Here is a 17,818-nt window from a genome sequence, read left to right on the forward strand (position 1 = left end):
GAGGGGGCGCGTGCCCAAAATGACCGGTGCTTCTGCGCGGTCGTGGCACCCGGGGATCACCACAGCTTCAAAAGAAGACATCAAGCACATGAGGCCGAAGCGGCGGAGCAAGTACCGCCGCCAAGGGTTTTCGTGGGCGGAGATCAAGAAGATCGACCGCGCCATCGGGCGTGGGGAAACGTCGATCGCGTGGAAGACGGACGTCGGCGAGATCGCTCTCACCCTCCCGCCACCGCCGCCTGAGCCGGGACCCGAGGCGTAGCCGCGTCCGGCGTGCAGGGCGGGGACGCGATGGCCGGGATGTGGGCCTGGCAGTGCCGTACGGGTGGAGCGTGCCGCTCCGTTCAGCCTCGACTTGGAGACCAGCGGGCTGTAGGAGACGGCGGATTGGGCAGCGGGTGATGCCGCCTGAGGGTGAGGGGCCGTGGCCGGCGCCGGTCCTGGGCCCCGTTGCCGTGTCCGGGTGGATAGCGTCGACGGCATGAGCACACCGATCGTCCGCGGCCGAGCCGTGGCCGGGCTGGATGCCGAGCCGGTCGGCACAGGCCGTGTACGGCGGGTACTCAAGGGCTCCCCGAAGGACGATGTGCACCGCTCCGGCTACATGGCATGCTCACGCCATGAGGAAGGTAACTGCGATAGCGACTACGGCCCTGACCACCGCGTCTCTGCTGTCCGGCACCGTGCACACCGCCCAGGCAGCAGCCGGACCGACCTGGAACAAGAATGTCCATTGCAAGGCCACGGACCCCGAAGGGCGCCACATAGTCACCCGGTGGGGCAACCCCCACCTCGGCTGGAACCACTTCACCTATCGCCACAACATCCGCGTCTGTAAGATCCTCACCGCCGCTATCCATGGCAAGGTCGACCACAACGACCATCAGGGGCGCCTGGAATACGACGGCGTCGCCGTCAAGACAGGCCCCGGGGCCCAGGAGGTCCACTTCAAGGTCATCGTCCAGTACGCCCGCAAGACCAAGGACAAGAAGTACGACGCCGGCAAGGGGCAGACGATCGGCGTTGTCAACGCCTTCTGCCGCAACCAGGCCGACAACAAGTGCCCCGCATGGATGAACAAGTGACGCACCCCGAAGACCGAGAGCAGCAGGCGGCCATCAGCCGTCTGCTGCTGGACTACCTGAACGGACCCCTCGCCGAGGGCTGCTACCTGCGCGGCGTCCTGCCCGCCCCTGGCGCCGTACGGATCGCCATCCACGCCGGGGACGACGACGAGGCCGCCACCTTCCTCTACGAGATCCCCCACGACACGGTGGCCCCCGCCTACATCCCCCGCATCCTGCGCACCACCCTGGCCGGAACCCAGCTCTACAGCAGCGACGACATCAGTAGCACCATGGGGATGACCCTCATCCGCCTCCACCCGGAGAACATCACCCCCGCCCCCGAACCCGAACAGGGCCAGGCGCTCAGTATCCTGCGCGCCCTGTCCGACCCCGTCGACGACGAGAACCCCTTCCTGATCGGCTTCCTGATGAGGGGCGACAGTCGGCTGCGCCTGTACGTGCAGCATCCCGGCGGCAACGGCATCATCGGCGCCGACATCCACCTGGCCGACATGCTCACCGCACTGATCGCCTCTCTTCCCTCCCTCGTCAGGGAAGAGGAGCGCCACCAGCCGGCCCCGGACGACCCGCACTGCGATGCCCTCGTGGACCTGACCGGCTGGTAGGGCTATCGAGCCAACCGCACAGCCACGATGGCGCCCGCACCACGGCTGAGGTCTCAGATTTACGAGGCTCTTCTCACTCCCTCACCGCCGGCACCAACCCGTTCGTCGTGAACCTGGTGCCCGGTCCCGTGACCACCCCGTTTGACCGGGCGTCACGGGCACTGCCACCACGACGCCCCACAACCGCATATAGAGGCATCGGACGTTCGAGGTGTAGCCGCGCTCCCTCACGTACGGTGCAGTTCTACGGCAGAGGTCGATGGCTCCGCCAAATCCCCCCGCCGGTTCCACTGCACGAAGGCTCCCGCTCCCGGCATCCCGGGGTGGGGCCTCTTTGTCTTCCCACCCTGTTTGTCCCGTGTTCGTAAGCTCCGGCAGCCGCCGGGGCTTTCCGTATATCTGGAGGTTTCCGTGACGGATCTTGCTTCTGCCGTGCCCGCCTACGTCCTGCTCGCCGCGCTCGCGGTCATCGTCGTGCTGCTCGTCGTTGTCGCCGTCGTCGCGCGGGCGGTGGTGGCGAAGGCGCGGCCCGAGGACCTACCGCACATCTTTCCGGGCCTGGGGAAAGTCCTGGCCGCGCTCGTGCCGGGCGCGCGATCGAGCAGTTGCTGGTCACCGACCCCCTGCCCGCGCGCCAGGTCCCGCCGGCGGATGCCGCCGGGCTTACGCTGGCCGAGGCGCTGTGCACCCAGCAGTCGCTGCCCGGACGCGGTCGCCTGCCGCCCCGGTCATCCGCAGCTGCTCGCGCAACTCCCGGACGGGTGCTGGATCCTGGGACTTCCGGGCAACCCGTACGCCGCCCTGCTGCCGCACACACCCTGCTGGCCCCGGCCGGTCCCGCGATCAACCGCTTGAAGCAGTGGCGCGGCATCGCCACCCGCTACGAAAAGACCGCGACCATCTACCTGGCCGGGCTTCACATCGCGGGCATCTTCCTCTGGTCCGCGCGGTGATCCAACGCCCGCCGAGCAGGTCCTTCCGACGAGTGCCACGTCCGGGGACGCGACGGCAGGGTGGGTGCGGCCGCCTTGTCAGCGGACGACGTCGAAGACGTTCTTCTGCAGGCCGTTGGCGTAGACCTCGTGCTCGACAAGCTTCAGCTTCTGCGTGTCCTTGTCCGTGGCGCTGAACAGACGCTTGCCCGCGCCGAGCAGGAGCGGAAAGACGAGCAGGTGGTACCGGTCGATCAGGCCGGCATCCGAAAGGCTCTGGTTCAGGGCGGCGCTGCCGTGGACGATGATCGGCCCGCCCTCCGTCTCCTTCAGCGCGGCGACCTCGTCGAGCGAGCGCAGGATCGTCGTCTCGCCCCAGTTCGAAACCAGGTCGTCCTCGGTGAGGGTGGTGGAGACGACGTACTTCGGCATCACCTTGTAGTCGGCGAAGTCCTCCATGTCCGGCCACACCGGGCTGAACACCTCGTAGCTGACCCGGCCCATCAACATCGCGGTGGCTTCCTTCTGCTCCCGGCCCTTGATGTCGAATGCCTCGGGGAGGAACTCCATGTCCTTGAAGGTCCACCCAGAGTTCCGGTAACCGGGCTCGCCGCCCGGGGCCTCCACGACGCCGTCGAGCGATATGAAGGCGGTGCTGATCAGGGTACGCATCTAAGGTTCCTCTGTGTCTCGTGTCTGGCTTCTCAGCGGGTTCGGACGGTGCACGCTTCGACCACGCTCGTGACTGCGGTGCACCAACTATGATCTCTGACTGCGGATCACGGAGAAACTCATCGGCCGTCGCCCGCCCCTTCCGGCGGCCTCGGCCATCCGGATCACCTCGGCGAGCCACACACGTGCCTGATCGCGAGAACTACCGGCAGCGAACAGCAGCGAGCGGTGCACGGCCGCAACCGGTGACGCGGCATCTTGATGTCGTCGGGCTCGGTGATCCAAACGAAACGACGTCTTAGAGAAACGGCTCCTCATCTGAGGGCCGTTCGTCTTCCTTGGCTTCGTTGTCAGTGGTGGGCTCTACCGTGGTGGCACGGCGCTTGGCAGGTCAGGAAACGCTAAGGGGGAGGCGGTATGCCTGAGTGGACGGTGCGCCGGCGGGGGCGATGGGTACGGCCGTGGACGCCCTGGTGGCGGTCCTGGAGCCCGGCGGTGTCGCCGCGGTCTTCGCGGGGGCGCTGGTGGCGTGGCTGCAGACCCGCCGCAGCAGCCACACGATCAGGGTGACCCGCCCCGACGGCACCCGGATCACCCTCTCCTCCCGCCAGGCCCGCGCGCTGAGCCCGCAGGAGGCGGCCGACCTCGCCGAGCGCCTGGCACGCCGACCGGACGACGGCGGCCCACAGAACGGGTCACAGGAGGAGACACACGAGGAGGACCCGCGGGACGGGAACTCGCCGGACTCCCGGGCAACATGACGGGTGGCGGCCTCGCGGCCCCCGGCGCACGCGCGGTGCTGTTCGGAACCGAGGGCCACGTCCGTGAGTCGGAACTGCCCGGCCTCCCCTCCGTCGACACGACACTCGACGATCTGCGGCACACCCTGCTCGACGTGTGCGGCATGGCGCCCGGACATGTCGAACGCGTCCCGGCCCACGCCGATGCCGCCCAGGTGGTCGGCGCGGTCGAGGAAGCGGCGGGTGCCGGTGGCGGACCCGTTCTCTTCTACTACGTCGGGCACGGACTGCTCGGTCCGCGTGACGACCTGTACCTCGCCACCCGGGCCAGCCGGTCCGCCCGGCACGTCGCCCAGGCCGTCTCGTACCGCACCATCAGTGACCTGCTGGGTGACGCGGGCAACGGCAGTCTCGTCGTCCTCGACTGCTGCTTCTCCGGACGTGCCGGCGCACCGCCTTCGGAGGGCGGGGTGCGTCGGGCCTTTGCCTCCGCCAGGCCACGGGGGAGCTTCCTGCTCACGTCGGCCTCGCATTACGCGCTCTCCTTCGCGCCCGAGGGCGAACGGCACACCCTGTTCACCGGCCGGCTGCTCGAACTGCTCAATGAGGGAGACCCGGCCGGACCGCTGTGGCTGACCGCCGACCGACTGCATGCCGGGCTCGACGAGAGGTTCGCCGACGACGATCGGGTCAATCCTGCCCGGCAGAGCGAGGGCACGCTGGGCTCGCTGACCCTCGCGCGCAACCGCGCCTATCGGTCGCGCCCCACCGGGGCCGAGGCGGCCGAGCAGCCCGCGGACCTGCCGTGCCCCTACCCGGGACTCCAGCCGTACCGAGTGGAAGACAGTGCGCACTTCTTCGGGCGCGAGGAACTCACCGCGCGGTTGATGGAGCTGGTCGACGACATCCCGGACGGTGGCCAGGTGGTGCTGGTGGGTGCCTCCGGCGCGGGCAAGTCGTCCTTGCTGCGTGCCGGCCTGCTCGGCGGCCTCGAGGCCCGTACCACTGTGCCGGGCCCGGCGCTTCTGCTGCCGGCCCCGGGACCACATCCCATGCGGACCCTGGCGGAGGCGTGGGCCCGAGCCACCGGACGGGACGTGGACGAAGTAAGGGCCGAGCTGGCACATGGTTCCTTCCCGGCACCGCGGCACGAGCGCCCCGCCTGCGGTCTGCTGGTGGTGGACCAGTTCGAAGAGATCTTCACGCGGTGCGACGCGCCCGAGGAGCGTGCCGCGTTCGTCTCCCTGCTCACAGGAAACGGTCCGGGCCGGCGGCCCCGCGTTGTCCTCGGCCTGCGGGCGGACCACTACGGAAGCTGCCTGGAGCACCCCGGGCTCGAGCGTGCGCTGGCCCGGGCTCAGCTCGCCGTCCCGCCACTGCGCGAGCAGGAGCTGCGCGCCACCGTCGAGGGCCCGGCCGCCACCGTGGGTCTGACCATCGACCCGGGCCTGACCGACCGGCTGCTGGACGACCTCAGGTCGGGCCGCTCCGCGAACGACGCGGCCACGGCGTTGCCGTTCCTGGCCCACGCACTGCGGGAGACCTGGCGTGGCCGCAGCGGAGTCCGGCTCACCCTCTCCGGATACCAGGCGACGGGAGGCATCTGGCAATCGGTGGCCATCACGACCCGGCGCGTCTACGAGTCCCTGGACGACGACGGGCAGGCGACGATGCGTGAGCTGCTGCTGCGTCTGGTCCATCTCCCCACGGACGGCGGTGCCGCCATCCTGCGGCACCGCGTCCCGCTCGCCTCGCTGCCGGCCGGTTCGAGCCGGATCCGCGACCAGCTGGCCACAGAAAGGCTCCTGACGGTCAATCAGGAAACGGTCCAGATCTCACACGAGGCACTGCTGTGGGCCTGGCCCCTGCTGCGCCGGTGGATCCAGGAGGATGCCGCCACCCTGCTCCTGCGGCAGCAGCTGGGAACCGCCGCCGAGGAATGGAACGCCGCGGGCCGTGACGCGGCCTTTCTCTTCCGGGGAAGCCGGCTCCAGGCGGCGGCAGAGCTTGCAGCGAAGTCCGAACCAACCGAACTGGAGAGAGAGTTCCTGGCGGACGGCCAAGCGGAGGCCAGCAGTGAACTACGTCGGGAGCAGCGCCGGACCACGCTGCTGAAGCGAGCGCTGACAGCAGTCGCCGTCGCCCTGTGCCTCACGATCGTCGCCGCAGTCGTGGCGGTGCGGCAGCAGCGCAACGCGGAGACACAGCAGCAAGTGGCCACGGCTCGGGCGCTGTTGGCTGAGGCGGACAGCCTGAGCACGTCCGACCCCCGTGCGGCCCTGCGGCTCGGTCTCGCCGCGTACGCCCTGCGTCCCAGCGCCGAAGCCCGCCGCGCGCTCTTCGACACCCTGGCCGACAGCGCGTTCCGCGGCGTTTCCGAGCTGCCCACGTCGGCTGCGGATCCGGTGCTCGCGCGTGGCGGGCGGATGCTGGCGACACGGGAACGTGACCGATTGAAGGTCTGGGACACCAGCCGCGATCCGGTTCCCCGCACCCCGCTTGCCCGGCTGCCCTGTCCCTCGAAGGACGACGCGGAGGCGCCGGTGGCGTTCGGCGGCCCCGGCGAACGGATGCTCGCAGCCGGGTGCGGCGACGAGGTGCGGTTGTGGAACCTCGCCGATCTGCCCAGGGACGGGGGGCTGCGTCCGGTGGCGACGCTGCGGGCGACGGGTGTGAAGGACCGGACCGACGGACCGAGTGCGGTCGTGCTCAGCCCGGACGGGAACACGGTGGCAACCATCGGCTGGTCCCGGTACGTGGACCACAGCACACTCGTCCGGTGGGACGTCCGTGATCCGCGGAAGCCGCGACAGCTCCCGGTCGTCGAGGACACCTCGGTGATGCAGGACCTGTTGCAGAGCGACCGGGCGGCGTTCAGCCCGGACGGCCGCCTGCTGGCCACCGCCGACACCCACGGAGAGCTGCGGCTGTGGGACGTCTCGGACCCCCGCGAACCCAGGCCCCGTGGCATGGTGGAGGACGCCGGCGGGGCCCTGGCGTTCAGCCCGGACGGCGATCTGCTGGCGGCGGGCAACGACCGCGTGGTCAAACTGATCGACATCCGCTCGCCCGGCAAGCCGACAGTCCGCGACGAACAGACAGCCCACACCGACAGGGTCAGCTCCCTCGACTTCTCCCCGGACGGCCGGCGCCTGGCCAGCGCAGGCTGGGACAAGACGGTCGCCGTGTGGGACGTCGGCGATCCGCGGGACATGACCATGGAGGCCCGCCTGTACGGGCACTCATCGTTCGTCGATGCAACGCGGTTCGGCGCCGACGGACACTCGCTGGTCTCGGTGAGCTTCAGCGAGGCCATCCACTGGGACCTTGCCGACGTTCACCGGCCTCGAGTCCTGGACGTGCTGCCGGACGCGGACGAGCTCGCGTTGGCGTCGGACGGCACGACACTCGCCGTTGCCCGGGGTGCTCGGATCGGTCTGTGGGACCTGGCCGACCCTGCCGAGCCACGACGGCTGGCCAAACTGAGCAACCCGGTGAAGGAGCGCTACGACTTGGTCGGCGGTGGTACCAGCATCGGTACCGGTGACGTCCTCGCCGACATCGACTTCAGCCCCGACGGTACCCTGCTCGCGGCCATGAACCACGACCGGAGGGTCACCCTCTGGGACGTCTCCGACCCGGCCCGCCCACGCATCGCCGGCAGTTTGCGCGGCAACAACGAAGGTGCGCTGGGGCCTTCGCTTGCCTTCGCCCCCGACAGGCGGCTGCTTGCTGTCAGCGACCGCAAACACGTACAGGTCTGGGACGTGTCCAACCCCGCCCGCCCCGCTTTGACCGCATCCCGTGCCGATCCCCGCGTGGAGGACGTCGCCTTCAGCCCGGACGGCCACCGACTCCTGCTCGCGGGGACGAGCCTACGCCTGTGGGATCTGCGCACCGGGAAGACGGCGCTTCTGTCCGGCGATCACTTCTACCAAGGTGGCTCGACGGCGGCGTTCTCTCCCCGGGGGAACGTGGTGGCGGCCGTCGCCGCAGTGCCCCCGATCTCGGAGCCCGATACCGGTGTCCATCTGTGGGACGCCGAACATGCGGACAGCGCACGCCCGTTGGGCGAGACCGAGCCGACGGAGTCGATCAGAGAGAAGTTCGCCCGACTCGCCTACCATCCCGACGGCGATTTGCTGGCCGGGGCGGGGGAGGACGGCGCCGTACGCGTGTGGAGCGTAGCCGACCCCGAACGGCCGCACCTGGCATTCACGTTCAGCCGCCACCTCAAGGGCGTCGACGAGGTGGTCCTGGGCGGACCGCACGGGCGGACGATGATCACATCGAGTGCGGGTTACGCGAACGTCGTCGACATCGGCGACTACCCTGAGATCGCCGCCGACACCCTCGGCATGGCCTGCCGGGCTGCGGGCGACGGCTTCACCCGGGAAGAGTGGGAGGAGCGCGTACCGGAGGCTGAGTACATGGAAAGCTGCCCGGACTCATCCGCGGACGAGAACGGTGGCTGAGCGGCGCAGCTCAGCCACTCCTGCCGACACCGGGACACATGTAGTCGTACCCGAGACGAGTGCCGGTTCAGTAGCCCGGAGTCTCCGGTCAGGTCAGCGAGATGTCAGGGGTCGTACTCGCCCCGGGCATCGTTCACCTGACGCACTTCGCCGACAACGGAGGGCGCCGAGCATGACGAAGCTCCCTGTGGCGTATGACGGACTCGGGCCGGCGGCGGCAGCGTGGGTGTGTGCAGGCCAGGAGGCCGGCGAGGATCTGTTGAGCGCAGGTCCTCGCGGTTCAGTCGGGGTGGTTGCTGCTGTCCGGGTCTGTGGTTTTGAGGCGGCAGAAGCATGATGCTTCGACGGGTACGTCCGCGAGTGCGGTGGCCAGGGTGAGTTGCTGGGCGACGATGCGGGCTTCTGCTGTCCTGCCCAGCTGTACGAGGCATTCGTGGAAGCCGTGGAGGGCCCAGACGTTTCCTGGATGTTGCAGAGTTCGGGGAAGGGTGCGGTCGAGTCCGAGGTCGGCCCGGTAGACGGCTTCGGCTTCTTCGGTCCGGCCCTGTTCCAGCAGGAGCGCCCCGTAGGCGTGGCGGGTCGGCTGCATCCAGCCCCAGGGTTCGTCGTAGGGCAGGTTGTCGTCGAGTTCGATGGAGCGTTCCAGGCAGGTGAACGCGGTGTCGTAGGCGCCTTTGCGGTATGCGAGCTCGCCGTCGAGCATGGCGGAGGCGATCGCCAGGATGTCCCGGCAGGTGTTGTTGAACAGCATCCGTGTCCCGGGGACTTGTGCGGTGGTGTGGCGGAAGAGTTCTTGTTCGGTCTCGGCTGCGGTGGTCGCGCCTGTGGCGGAGTAGGCAACTGCGCGTGCGTAGTGCAGCATCGCGGTGGTGACGCAGTACAGCTCGGGGTCGGTGGGCATCGGCAGCGTGAGGATGTCCGTCCACCGGCCGAAGCGGATCAGTACGTGCACCCGCATGGCGAGGAAGCCTTCCAGCCAGTCGGCCATGGGCGGGCTCTGGACGCGCAGCAGTTCCTCGGGGACGGACGCCTCGAGTTGCGCGGCGGTCTCCAGCGCTGTCCTGGACTGGCCGAGGAACATCGCGCCGTAGATTTTGAAGTGGTAGTTGTGCGCGCGGTACAGGGTGTAGAAGTTCATCGCGCCGGCTCGCCGCAGGAACTTCTCGTCGGCCTTGACCGCGTCGCTGTTGCCCGAGACGACCCGCCGGTAGTCCCCGCACAGCACGTCGAGATGGGAGGGCATGTGATGCAGGTGGCCCGCGTCCGGGACCAGTCCTGGCAGCCGGTCGGCGACCGCGAGGGCCTTCTCCGGGGTCGGCGACATCTCCATCAGGTGGATGTACAGGTGCAGTGTGCCCGGGTGTTCGGTGCCGGCCGTGGTCAGCAGCGCGCGGTCGAGGACGGCTTTCGCCTCCAGTGTGCGCGCGCCGGCGGCGGGCTCGCCCGTGCGCAGGTCCCACAGCTTCCACGGGGTGAGGTTCATCAACGCGTCCGCGTAGAGGGTGGCGACGTCCAGGTCGTCGGGTGCGAGTGCGTATACGGTGCGCATGGCCTGGGCGTAGGCTTCGTTCCACGCGGAACAGTCCTGCGCGGCGTGTGGGGCGGGGTAGCGCCGGCGCAGTGCTTCGATGAGTGCGCGCTCGACCGGCGTGGCCTCCTCGCACCGTGCATGGGCCTGTTCGACGGCGGTGTGTGCCCGTTCCACTGTGTGTTGGAGATCGGCGTCGTCGAAGAAATCCCAGGGCTTGTTGTAGTTGGGGCCCAGCGCGTAGGCGATGCCCCAGTAGGCCATGGCGCAGCCGGGATCCGCGGCCGCCGCCGTTTCGAAGCAGGTGACCGCTTCTTCGTGGTTGAACGCGTAGCTCCATACGAGGCCACGGTCGAACCAGCGCTGTGCTTGGGGCGAACGCGTCGATACGGGCCGGGTGAAGGTCCCGACGTCGAAGTAGTCCATGGGGTCTCCTGCAAGGGATGTGACGCGACGACAGCCGGCGCTGAGCGTGAGCCCTGAGCGCTGAGGGCTCGGTGCGCAGGCAGCCGGGGCTTGCGGGCCGGCCCCGCGTTCGGACCGGAGCCGGCCGCAGCGACTTCTTGCGGCTCACCGCTGGCGCAGACGGGTCTGGCACCCACGGGCCTCGTAGTGTGCTGCCGGCACGTGGAGGCGCCCCGGTGCTCGCGCCGCAGGCGTGCCTGCGGCCAGGCCGGCAGGTGTGGCCTCGCTGGTGGTCCCGGCACGAGCGGCGCCGGCCGGGAGCGCGCCGGGTCTGTCCCGTCGGGGTGCGGCGTGGCTCTCCAGCACGCGCCGCGTGACCGGGTCGGCTCCAGCCCGCGGGCGCCGGCGCGCCGTGTTGGCGGGAGCTGATGTACCGGGTGTTCACGTCCGGCTTCCTGGCGCAGGGGCATTTCCGGCGGTGGACCGGGGCCGGCGGTGGGGGAGGGGTGCATGGCGTGGGTGTCGAGCACGCTGTTGTCTTGTACACGCGGGTCCAGGGCCTCTCCTCCTTCCTTGCGTTGAGCCGGCTCGGTCGGCGCCGCCTTCGTGCGGGCTGGCTGCTTGTTGACCGTGCAGGGCAGGTGTCGTGGTGGGCGGACGTCGCACCCCGTTGCCTTGATGAGGGCCGTCTGCTCGTGGTGGACGGTTCCCGGGGAGTCTGTTCGACTGTAGCCCGGGTGTGGCCGGGGCCCGGATACTGCTCGGGTGCCACGCCGAGGATTGCCGTCAGAGCGCCACCGGCCTTCAGCTCGGGCTGGATTGTCTGCTGAGGGTCTGCGGTCTGTGGCTGGCGGGAGGGGGCAGGGCAGGATGTGGGTGGGCTAGGAGGCTTCCGGACTCGTGGGGGGCGGTAAGGGTGGCCGGGCAGACTGCCTGGTACCCGGCCAGCGGGCCAGTGGGCGAGGGCTGGTGTTCTCCTGTCCAGCCCCCTCGCTGGCCTAGCGGCACGGCCCGCTATGCGGCCCTGCAACACCGCTCGCGTTGCACTCCTGACTCGCTGAGGCAGGGGGAGTGTGATGCGCCACGGTGCTGGCGCCGTCCGCCGTCCGCCGTCTGCTGCCCGTTGCCGCTGCTGCTGCCATGGCGGCTGCTGCCGTCGCTGGGGGCGTTGCTGGTGGTCGTTGCCAGCGTGACGCGATGAGGGTGGGTGTGGCGGAGACCGGCTGGTCGTGTGCGTGGAGAGAGTGCGCCGGGGTGGCCGGGCGTCGCGGCCGGCTCCGCGGGAGGTTGGGCCGTGGCCTGGTGCTGGTCGGTCAGGCCGTCTCCGCCGGATCGTGCGGGTCGTGCAGCGTGAGCGGGACCGGCCAGGGGCGCGCGTTGACGAGTCAGGCGGGGCGCAGTTGCGCGCGGGGACCGGCTGCTCGACTCCTGTCCGGGGCATCGGACTGTCATCGACGCCGGCAGCACCCTCACCGGCCGGCCGGCAGTTTCTTCACCGGGAGGGTCGGCTGCATGGTGCTCGTCGCGGGCCTGGGTTGTCTTCGTGGTTGCCTTCCCGTGCCGGGTGCTGACAGCACGAGGCCCCGGGCTCATAAGGACCCGGGGCCTTCGCGTACTGGTGTGTTCGGCCGGCTCAACCACCCACCTGTGGCTACTGGGCAGCCGGGGCTCCGGGTCGTCGTCACAGCTGTTGCAGCGCCGCCGTCCCGTATGCGGCAAGGCGGACATCAGGACGGTCCCTGCGCGCTGCTCACCTCGTGTACATCCCACTCGCTCTCCTGGCCCTTACAGCCTTTGCAAGCCCTTGCAGTCCTGCTCGGGCCAGAGCTCTTGCGGGAGTACGGGCGTGGCCTCGCTGTGAGCCGTCCACGGTCCACGAGATGGTGGGAAGCGGCGGCCGCACCGCCCGGGGCACACCGTCACGTGTCGGGTCCGGCAGGGTCAGCCCTTCATGGCGGCCCAGAACTCCTCGAAGGACATCTGGCGGTCGCCGTTGGTGTCGAGTGAGTCGATCAGCTCCTGGGCCTGCGCTTCGGTGATCTGCGAGCCCTCCAACTCCGCCACGACCTTGCGGTATTCGTCCGCGGTCACCTGGCCGTCCCCGTCGATGTCGTAGCGCTCGAAGACCTTCCGCGCCGCCGTCTCCATGATGTCTGCCATGTGCTCCGCCCTTCTGTGATCTTCGCTGACGGGCCCAGATTATCCTTCCGCCCTGAGCAAGCGGGCGCCGCCCACTGCCTGGCTGTGCGGACCGAGCTCGTTCCGGGCGCCGGAGGAACAGGACCTGCCGCGGAGGCAGTAGCCCTCAGCGCGCACCGGCCCGCCGAAGCCCGCCGCCACCACGCTCACACACCACCGTCAGATACGGCGTTTCCCTCATCGGAGTGGTTTCGCCCCGTCACCGGGCCGCTGCCGGCGATCTTCCGGTTGCCTCTCAAACAGCACGCATGACGCACACACCGGTTGCCTCTCGGACAGCACGCACGACGCACACAGCAGACCTCACCGACTCGCGCAGAGCAAAGGGCCACTATGACCGACGGGACGATTCTGTTCGCGCTACGCGAGCTCCCGCACAGCGAAGGCACCACCGCCGAGCAACTGCGCACCATCCGCAACGAGCTCAAGACCCGGGGCCTCGACGTGCGCTGGGCCACCACCGCCGGCGACGCCCAGGCAGTGCTGCGCACCGAGGCAGGCCTGGCCGCCGCCGTGATCGACTGGGACCTTCCCCAGACCGCCGCAGACAGCGACGAAACAGGCGGCGCCGCGGTACTGCGCCACGCCGGCCGGCGCTTCCACCACCTCCCCGTCTTCCTGGTCACGGCCGGCGAAGACCTCGAACACCTGCCCCTGTGGGTGGCCGAAGGGGTGATCGGCTACATCTGGCCGCTGGAGGACACCGCCCCCTTCATCGCCGGACGCATCGCCGGCGCCGCCCGCAGCTACCAGCACAACCTGCTGCCACCGTTCTTCAAGGCCCTGCGCCGCTTCGACCACGCACACGAGTACTCCTGGCACACCCCGGCCCACTCCGGCGGGGTCGCCTTCCTCAAGTCCCCCGTCGGCCGGGCCTTCCACGACTACTTCGGAGAACGGCTGCTGCGCAGCGACCTGTCGATCTCCGTCGCCGAACTCGGTTCCCTCTTCGAACACACCGGCCCCATCGGCGCGGCGGAACGCAACGCCGCCCGCGTCTTCGGCGCCGACCGCACCTACTTCGTCCTCCACGGCGACTCCACCTGCGACCGGATGGTCGGTCACTTCAGCGTCACCCAGGACGAGATCGCACTGGTGGACCGCAACTGCCACAAATCGGTGCTGCACGGCCTGGTCCTCTCCGGAGCCCGGCCGGTCTACCTGGTCCCCACCCGCAACGGCTACGGACTGGCAGGCCCCCTGCCACCCGCCGAGATCCAGCCACCCTCGGTCGCCTCCCGCACCAGCCGCAACCCCCTGACCCAGGGCGCCGTCTCGCCCCAGGCCCAGTACGCGGTGCTGACCAACTCCACCTACGACGGCCTGTGCTACGACACCCTCCAGGTCGCCCAGGCCCTCGCACCCAGCACCCCCCGGCTCCACTTCGACGAAGCCTGGTTCGCCTACGCCCGCTTCCACCCCCTCTACACCGGCCGCTACGCCATGGCAGTGGGCCCCGACACCTTCCCCGGCCCCCAACGCCCCACCGTCTTCGCCACCCAGTCCACCCACAAGCTGCTGGCCGCCCTCTCCCAGAGCGCCATGGTGCACATCAAACCCGCCCCCCGGGCACCGGTGGAGCACGAACGGTTCAACGAGGCGTTCATGATGCACGGCACCACCTCACCGCTGTATCCCATGATCGCCTCCCTCGACGTGGCCACCGCGATGATGGACGGCCCCCAGGGCCGCTGCCTCATCGACGAAGCCGTCACCGAAGCCATCCGCTTCCGCCAGAGCGTCGTACGCGTCGCCCGGCGCATCGCCGCAGCCGACGACCGGCCCGACTGGTTCTTCGGCGTCTGGCAGCCCGAGACCGTGACCGACCCGGCCACCGGCGAACGTCTGCCCTTCGCCGACGCACCACCCCAACTGCTGCGCACCGAACCCTCCTGCTGGCAGCTGGAGCCCGACGCCGGCTGGCACGGCTTCACCGGCCTGACCGAGGGATACTGCCTGCTCGACCCCGTCAAGGTCACCCTCACCTGCCCCGGCATCGACGCCACCGGGCAGATGTCCGACCAGGGCATCCCCGCTCGCGTCCTCACCGCCTACCTGGCCACCAGAAACATCGTGGTGGAGAAGACCGACACCTACACCACACTCATCCTCTTCTCCATGGGGATCACCAAGGGCAAGTGGGGAACCCTGATGGACGCCCTGATGGACTTCAAAACGCTCCACGACCACAACGCACCCCTGGAGCGCGTGCTGCCCGACCTGGTCGCCGCCCACCCCCACCGCTACACCGGCCAGAGCCTGCGCGACCTGTGCCGGCAGATGCACCACCACCTGCGCGACGCCCGCCTGGTCGAGCTGCTCGATGCCGCCTTCCACGATCTGCCCGAGCCCGTCACCCCGCCCCGGCACTGTTACCAGCGCCTCATCCGCGGCGGCACCGAGCGCGTAAGACTGACCGACGCGGCCGGCCGGGTGGCCGCCGCCATGGTCACCGTCACCCCGCCGGGCATCCCCGTCCTGATGCCCGGCGAAAACACCGGCACCCCCGACGGCCCGCTGCTGCGCTACCTGACCGCCCTGGAATCCTTCGATCGCCGTTTCCCCGGCTTCCGCAGCGAGACCCACGGCGTCACCCTCGCCCCGGACACCGGCGACTACCTCATCGAATGCGTACGCCCCCTCCCCGCCCAGCAGGCCGGCCACACAGCCGCAGAACACCACACGACCCCGCCCCCGAACCCCCTCAGCCCCCAATTGCCCCCGGACTGACCCCAGTCGGCCCCGCAGTCCGACCCCAAGACACCAGGTCCCCCCGCTACCCCCAGCCGCAGTCCCGGCCGCCGCTCCCCGCAGCCGCAGTCGGCCGGCCGCCGCCGCAGCCGCAGCAGGCGTACGGCTCCCCACAGACGCTCACGATCATCGCCAGGACCACCCGCGCCGGTGCGGCAGCCGACCCGTGTCCTGCCCGCTGCCCGCTGCCCGCTGCCTGCTGCGCCGGGCCCGGTGCGCACAGTGCGGAGAACCGGCACCGGCCTCGTTGCTACGGTCGCTGGATGGAGAGCTGGGACCAGAGCGCCGTACGCGCTCGCATACGGCAGATGGCAGCACGGGACCCGAAGCGGGCGTGCTTCGGGGCGGACACACACCGCTACGAGTTGGCGCCGCCGCTGCCCCAGGCGCAGATCAGGGCGTTCGAGGAAGCCCACGGCATCGAACTTCCCCCGGCCTACCGGTCCTTCGTCGCGGAAGTGGGCAACGGCCCAGCCGGCCCCGGTCACGGCCTGATGCCGCTGACCGCCCCCCGTCCACAGGCCGGCGAGGAGTGGGCCGCGGACGACGAATGGGAACAAGACCGGCTGCCGGGCCGACTCGCCACACCGTTCCCCCTCACCGAACCCCTGCCCGGCCGGACCGGCACGCCGGTCGACGACCTGACCCCGGGCACGCTCATGCTGGCCGAAGAGGGCTGCGGCATCTTCCTCCGGCTTTTGATCAATGTCTGGCGGCCGGGCCGGGGCAGATCAGTCCGGCAGACAGCTGTGGCCAGCCAGCGCTGAACTTCACGGTCTCAGCACCAACGGAGATGGCGTCTGCCGAGGTATCAGCCCCGCAGGTTGCCAGCCAGCTGCTCGCTCGCTCGGCCAGGCCGGGCCATCCGAAGGACGCAGATGCGTAGCCCGAAGACCTGCTCCCACCACCACACCACCACCGCCCCCACTGGCCTCTCAGCCGGCGAGGCGGCCGCAAGCCGTCGAATAACGGCTTCACCCGGACGAACTCGCCTTCACAGGCCTGAGCTGAAAGCCCCGCCGGCTGGACCGGCGGGGCTTTCCAGACGTCAGTTCATCAGCAGTAGCCGTGTATGCGGTACCAGCTTCCGGTTGACACTGGTGCTCTGCACAAAGATCGTGAAGTCGTCATTATGGTCCGGCTTGACGCGAGTCTCCTCGTCCGGCAGCCCGAGCAGAGCTCGGGCCTCCGGCCCCGCGTACACCCGGTCCGTCTTCTTCTCCAGCACCGCAATCTGCTTCCGCGCCTGGATTTTCTCCGACTTACTCAGCTGATAGAACGCACAACCGGTACGGAAAGTGTGTCCGCATTCGACGACCCACTCCCGGATCGTCGCTACGCGAGCCACCGGAATCAGCTGGTACCCGGACGAATTCACCGGCGTGAGGCCGGCCGCCTCTATGGTGTCCTTGTTGACAGCCTCAGCACCCGTAGAGAACACCGCCCGCGACCCCCGGATGCCCTGAGTGCGCCCCACCATAAACTTCTCGGTTGCCTGCTGGATGACCTGCCCAGCCTCCTCCAGACCCTGTGTGCTCGTGGCGTCCCAGACGGCGATGTTGTCCTTCGGGAAACCGCACTGCATGGCCTCGCGCTTACCCATCTGGTCCGGCACAAGAACGGCCAGCGTCCAGTTGTCCGCCTGCGTCTCGGTCATCTGACCCACGGCCTGCACCAGTTCACGCGGATCCCCGGCAGGGACATCCGGGCAGCGATGACTTGCATTCTCCTGCCCGTCAGTCAGCACGAACGTCAGAAAGCTGTGGTCACCGTAAAGCTGAGCTGTCTGCGCCAGCTCCTTCTGCGACTTCAGCGTGGCCGCCAGCAGAGCCGTCATTCCACCAACCCGGTACAACTGCTTCAGGGATGGCATGCGCAGCACGTCCTTGTCGTAGATGACGCACTCCACCTTGTCCGCGAACACATACACCGTAACGCGGGTTTCCTGGTCCAGTTCCTTCGACCGGCGGGCCAGATACGAAATCTGCTGGTCGGCGACTTCGACGACCTTCCGGCTCAGGTGCGACATGGACGAACTGGCATCCAACACAAGAGCAACGTGGTTGATGTAGTTCTGACTTCCGGACATAACTGCTCCCCCTTTTTTCCCGCTCGATGCACCCATCGTCTCACCCACCACTGACAATCGATCTTGGAGCCAGGCGGAGCATCCCCGAAACATCCGCACTCCCCACGACCAAAGACCCACGCCCAGCACCATCACCCGGACCGCGACAGCGGACCGTCCGAGAAGAGAGCCGACCAGCCTGAACCGCGGCCCCGCAGGTGACACGAAACCAGCCCCCACACCGCACCACGCTCCACCAAGGCGCCACGCCCGCCACCGACCCGGCCCACTACCGCCGCGCAAATCAGCCGACGCCTCCCTCCACCAGCACACCTCCGGAGCACTGAGCGTCGTA

The 17,818-nt window shown here is 69.2% G+C and carries 12 protein-coding genes; 8 read left to right on the forward strand and 4 right to left on the reverse strand.

Translation table 11 applies throughout. The annotated features are described in order from the left end of the window. The first annotated feature begins 88 nt into the window (after nt 1-88). From IF67_RS43785 to IF67_RS41695, 4 genes are all read left to right on the forward strand, one after another. Nucleotides 89-262: a hypothetical protein gene (locus tag IF67_RS43785; RefSeq protein WP_158713125.1), complete on the forward strand. Its 174-nt coding sequence runs from the start codon at nt 89-91 to the stop codon at nt 260-262. 358 nt (nt 263-620) lie between these two features. Beyond that, complete coding sequence (locus IF67_RS39390) at nt 621-1,085, forward strand: hypothetical protein (RefSeq protein WP_158713126.1); 465 nt, start codon at nt 621-623, stop codon at nt 1,083-1,085. Next, entirely contained in the window at nt 1,082-1,693 is a 612-nt protein-coding gene (locus IF67_RS0120450) for a hypothetical protein (RefSeq protein WP_030987659.1), read from the forward strand. The genes IF67_RS39390 and IF67_RS0120450 overlap by 4 nt, the downstream gene beginning before the upstream one ends. A 411-nt stretch (nt 1,694-2,104) precedes the next feature. Continuing rightward, nucleotides 2,105-2,548 (forward strand): hypothetical protein, encoded by a 444-nt coding sequence (locus IF67_RS41695; protein ID WP_158713127.1) that lies wholly within the window; start codon nt 2,105-2,107, stop codon nt 2,546-2,548. Nucleotides 2,549-2,724: 176 nt separating this feature from the next. Here the strand turns inward: IF67_RS41695 and IF67_RS0120460 are convergent, their stop codons facing one another. After that, on the reverse strand, nt 2,725-3,297 hold the full coding sequence (locus IF67_RS0120460; protein WP_030987662.1) for a dihydrofolate reductase family protein: 573 nt from the start codon (nt 3,295-3,297) through the stop codon (nt 2,725-2,727). A 425-nt stretch (nt 3,298-3,722) separates the two neighbouring features. Here IF67_RS0120460 and IF67_RS0120465 point away from each other — a divergent pair, with 425 nt between their 5' ends. Next, nucleotides 3,723-4,058 (forward strand): effector-associated constant component EACC1, encoded by a 336-nt coding sequence (locus tag IF67_RS0120465; RefSeq protein ID WP_030987664.1) that lies wholly within the window; start codon nt 3,723-3,725, stop codon nt 4,056-4,058. Next, nucleotides 4,055-8,512 carry a caspase, EACC1-associated type gene (locus IF67_RS0120470; protein WP_030987667.1) on the forward strand — a complete coding sequence of 1,486 codons (4,458 nt, stop codon included), beginning with the start codon at nt 4,055-4,057 and terminating at the stop codon, nt 8,510-8,512. Before IF67_RS0120465 ends, IF67_RS0120470 begins: the two co-directional genes overlap by 4 nt. Before the next feature lie 280 nt (nt 8,513-8,792). Here IF67_RS0120470 and IF67_RS0120475 read toward each other — a convergent pair whose 3' ends face one another. Both IF67_RS0120475 and IF67_RS0120480 read right to left on the reverse strand, forming a co-directional pair. Then, the gene (locus IF67_RS0120475; protein ID WP_030987669.1) at nt 8,793-10,466 is read right to left on the reverse strand and encodes a hypothetical protein; all 1,674 of its coding nucleotides are present in this window, start codon (nt 10,464-10,466) and stop codon (nt 8,793-8,795) included. Nucleotides 10,467-12,386: 1,920 nt separating this feature from the next. Beyond that, nucleotides 12,387-12,605, reverse strand: coding sequence for an EF-hand domain-containing protein (locus IF67_RS0120480; protein WP_030987670.1), 219 nt, complete (start codon nt 12,603-12,605; stop codon nt 12,387-12,389). A gap of 372 nt (nt 12,606-12,977) precedes the next feature. Between IF67_RS0120480 and IF67_RS0120485 the strand changes: the two genes are divergently transcribed. Together IF67_RS0120485 and IF67_RS0120490 are read left to right on the forward strand one after the other, a co-directional pair. Then, nucleotides 12,978-15,374 carry an Orn/Lys/Arg decarboxylase N-terminal domain-containing protein gene (locus tag IF67_RS0120485; protein ID WP_051818322.1) on the forward strand — a complete coding sequence of 799 codons (2,397 nt, stop codon included), beginning with the start codon at nt 12,978-12,980 and terminating at the stop codon, nt 15,372-15,374. Nucleotides 15,375-15,658: 284 nt separating this feature from the next. Then, nucleotides 15,659-16,162, forward strand: a complete 504-nt coding sequence (locus IF67_RS0120490) for an SMI1/KNR4 family protein (protein WP_051818325.1) — start codon at nt 15,659-15,661, stop codon at nt 16,160-16,162. 281 nt (nt 16,163-16,443) lie between these two features. On the opposite strand, the gene IF67_RS0120500 is transcribed toward IF67_RS0120490, so the two are convergent. Next, nucleotides 16,444-17,484, reverse strand: a complete 1,041-nt coding sequence (locus IF67_RS0120500; protein ID WP_030987676.1) for a vWA domain-containing protein — start codon at nt 17,482-17,484, stop codon at nt 16,444-16,446. Nucleotides 17,485-17,818 lie beyond the last annotated feature (334 nt).

The sequence above is a fragment of the Streptomyces sp. NRRL S-1813 genome, from assembly GCF_000719605.1.
GTDB classification, from domain to species: Bacteria; Actinomycetota; Actinomycetes; order Streptomycetales; family Streptomycetaceae; genus Streptomyces; species Streptomyces decoyicus.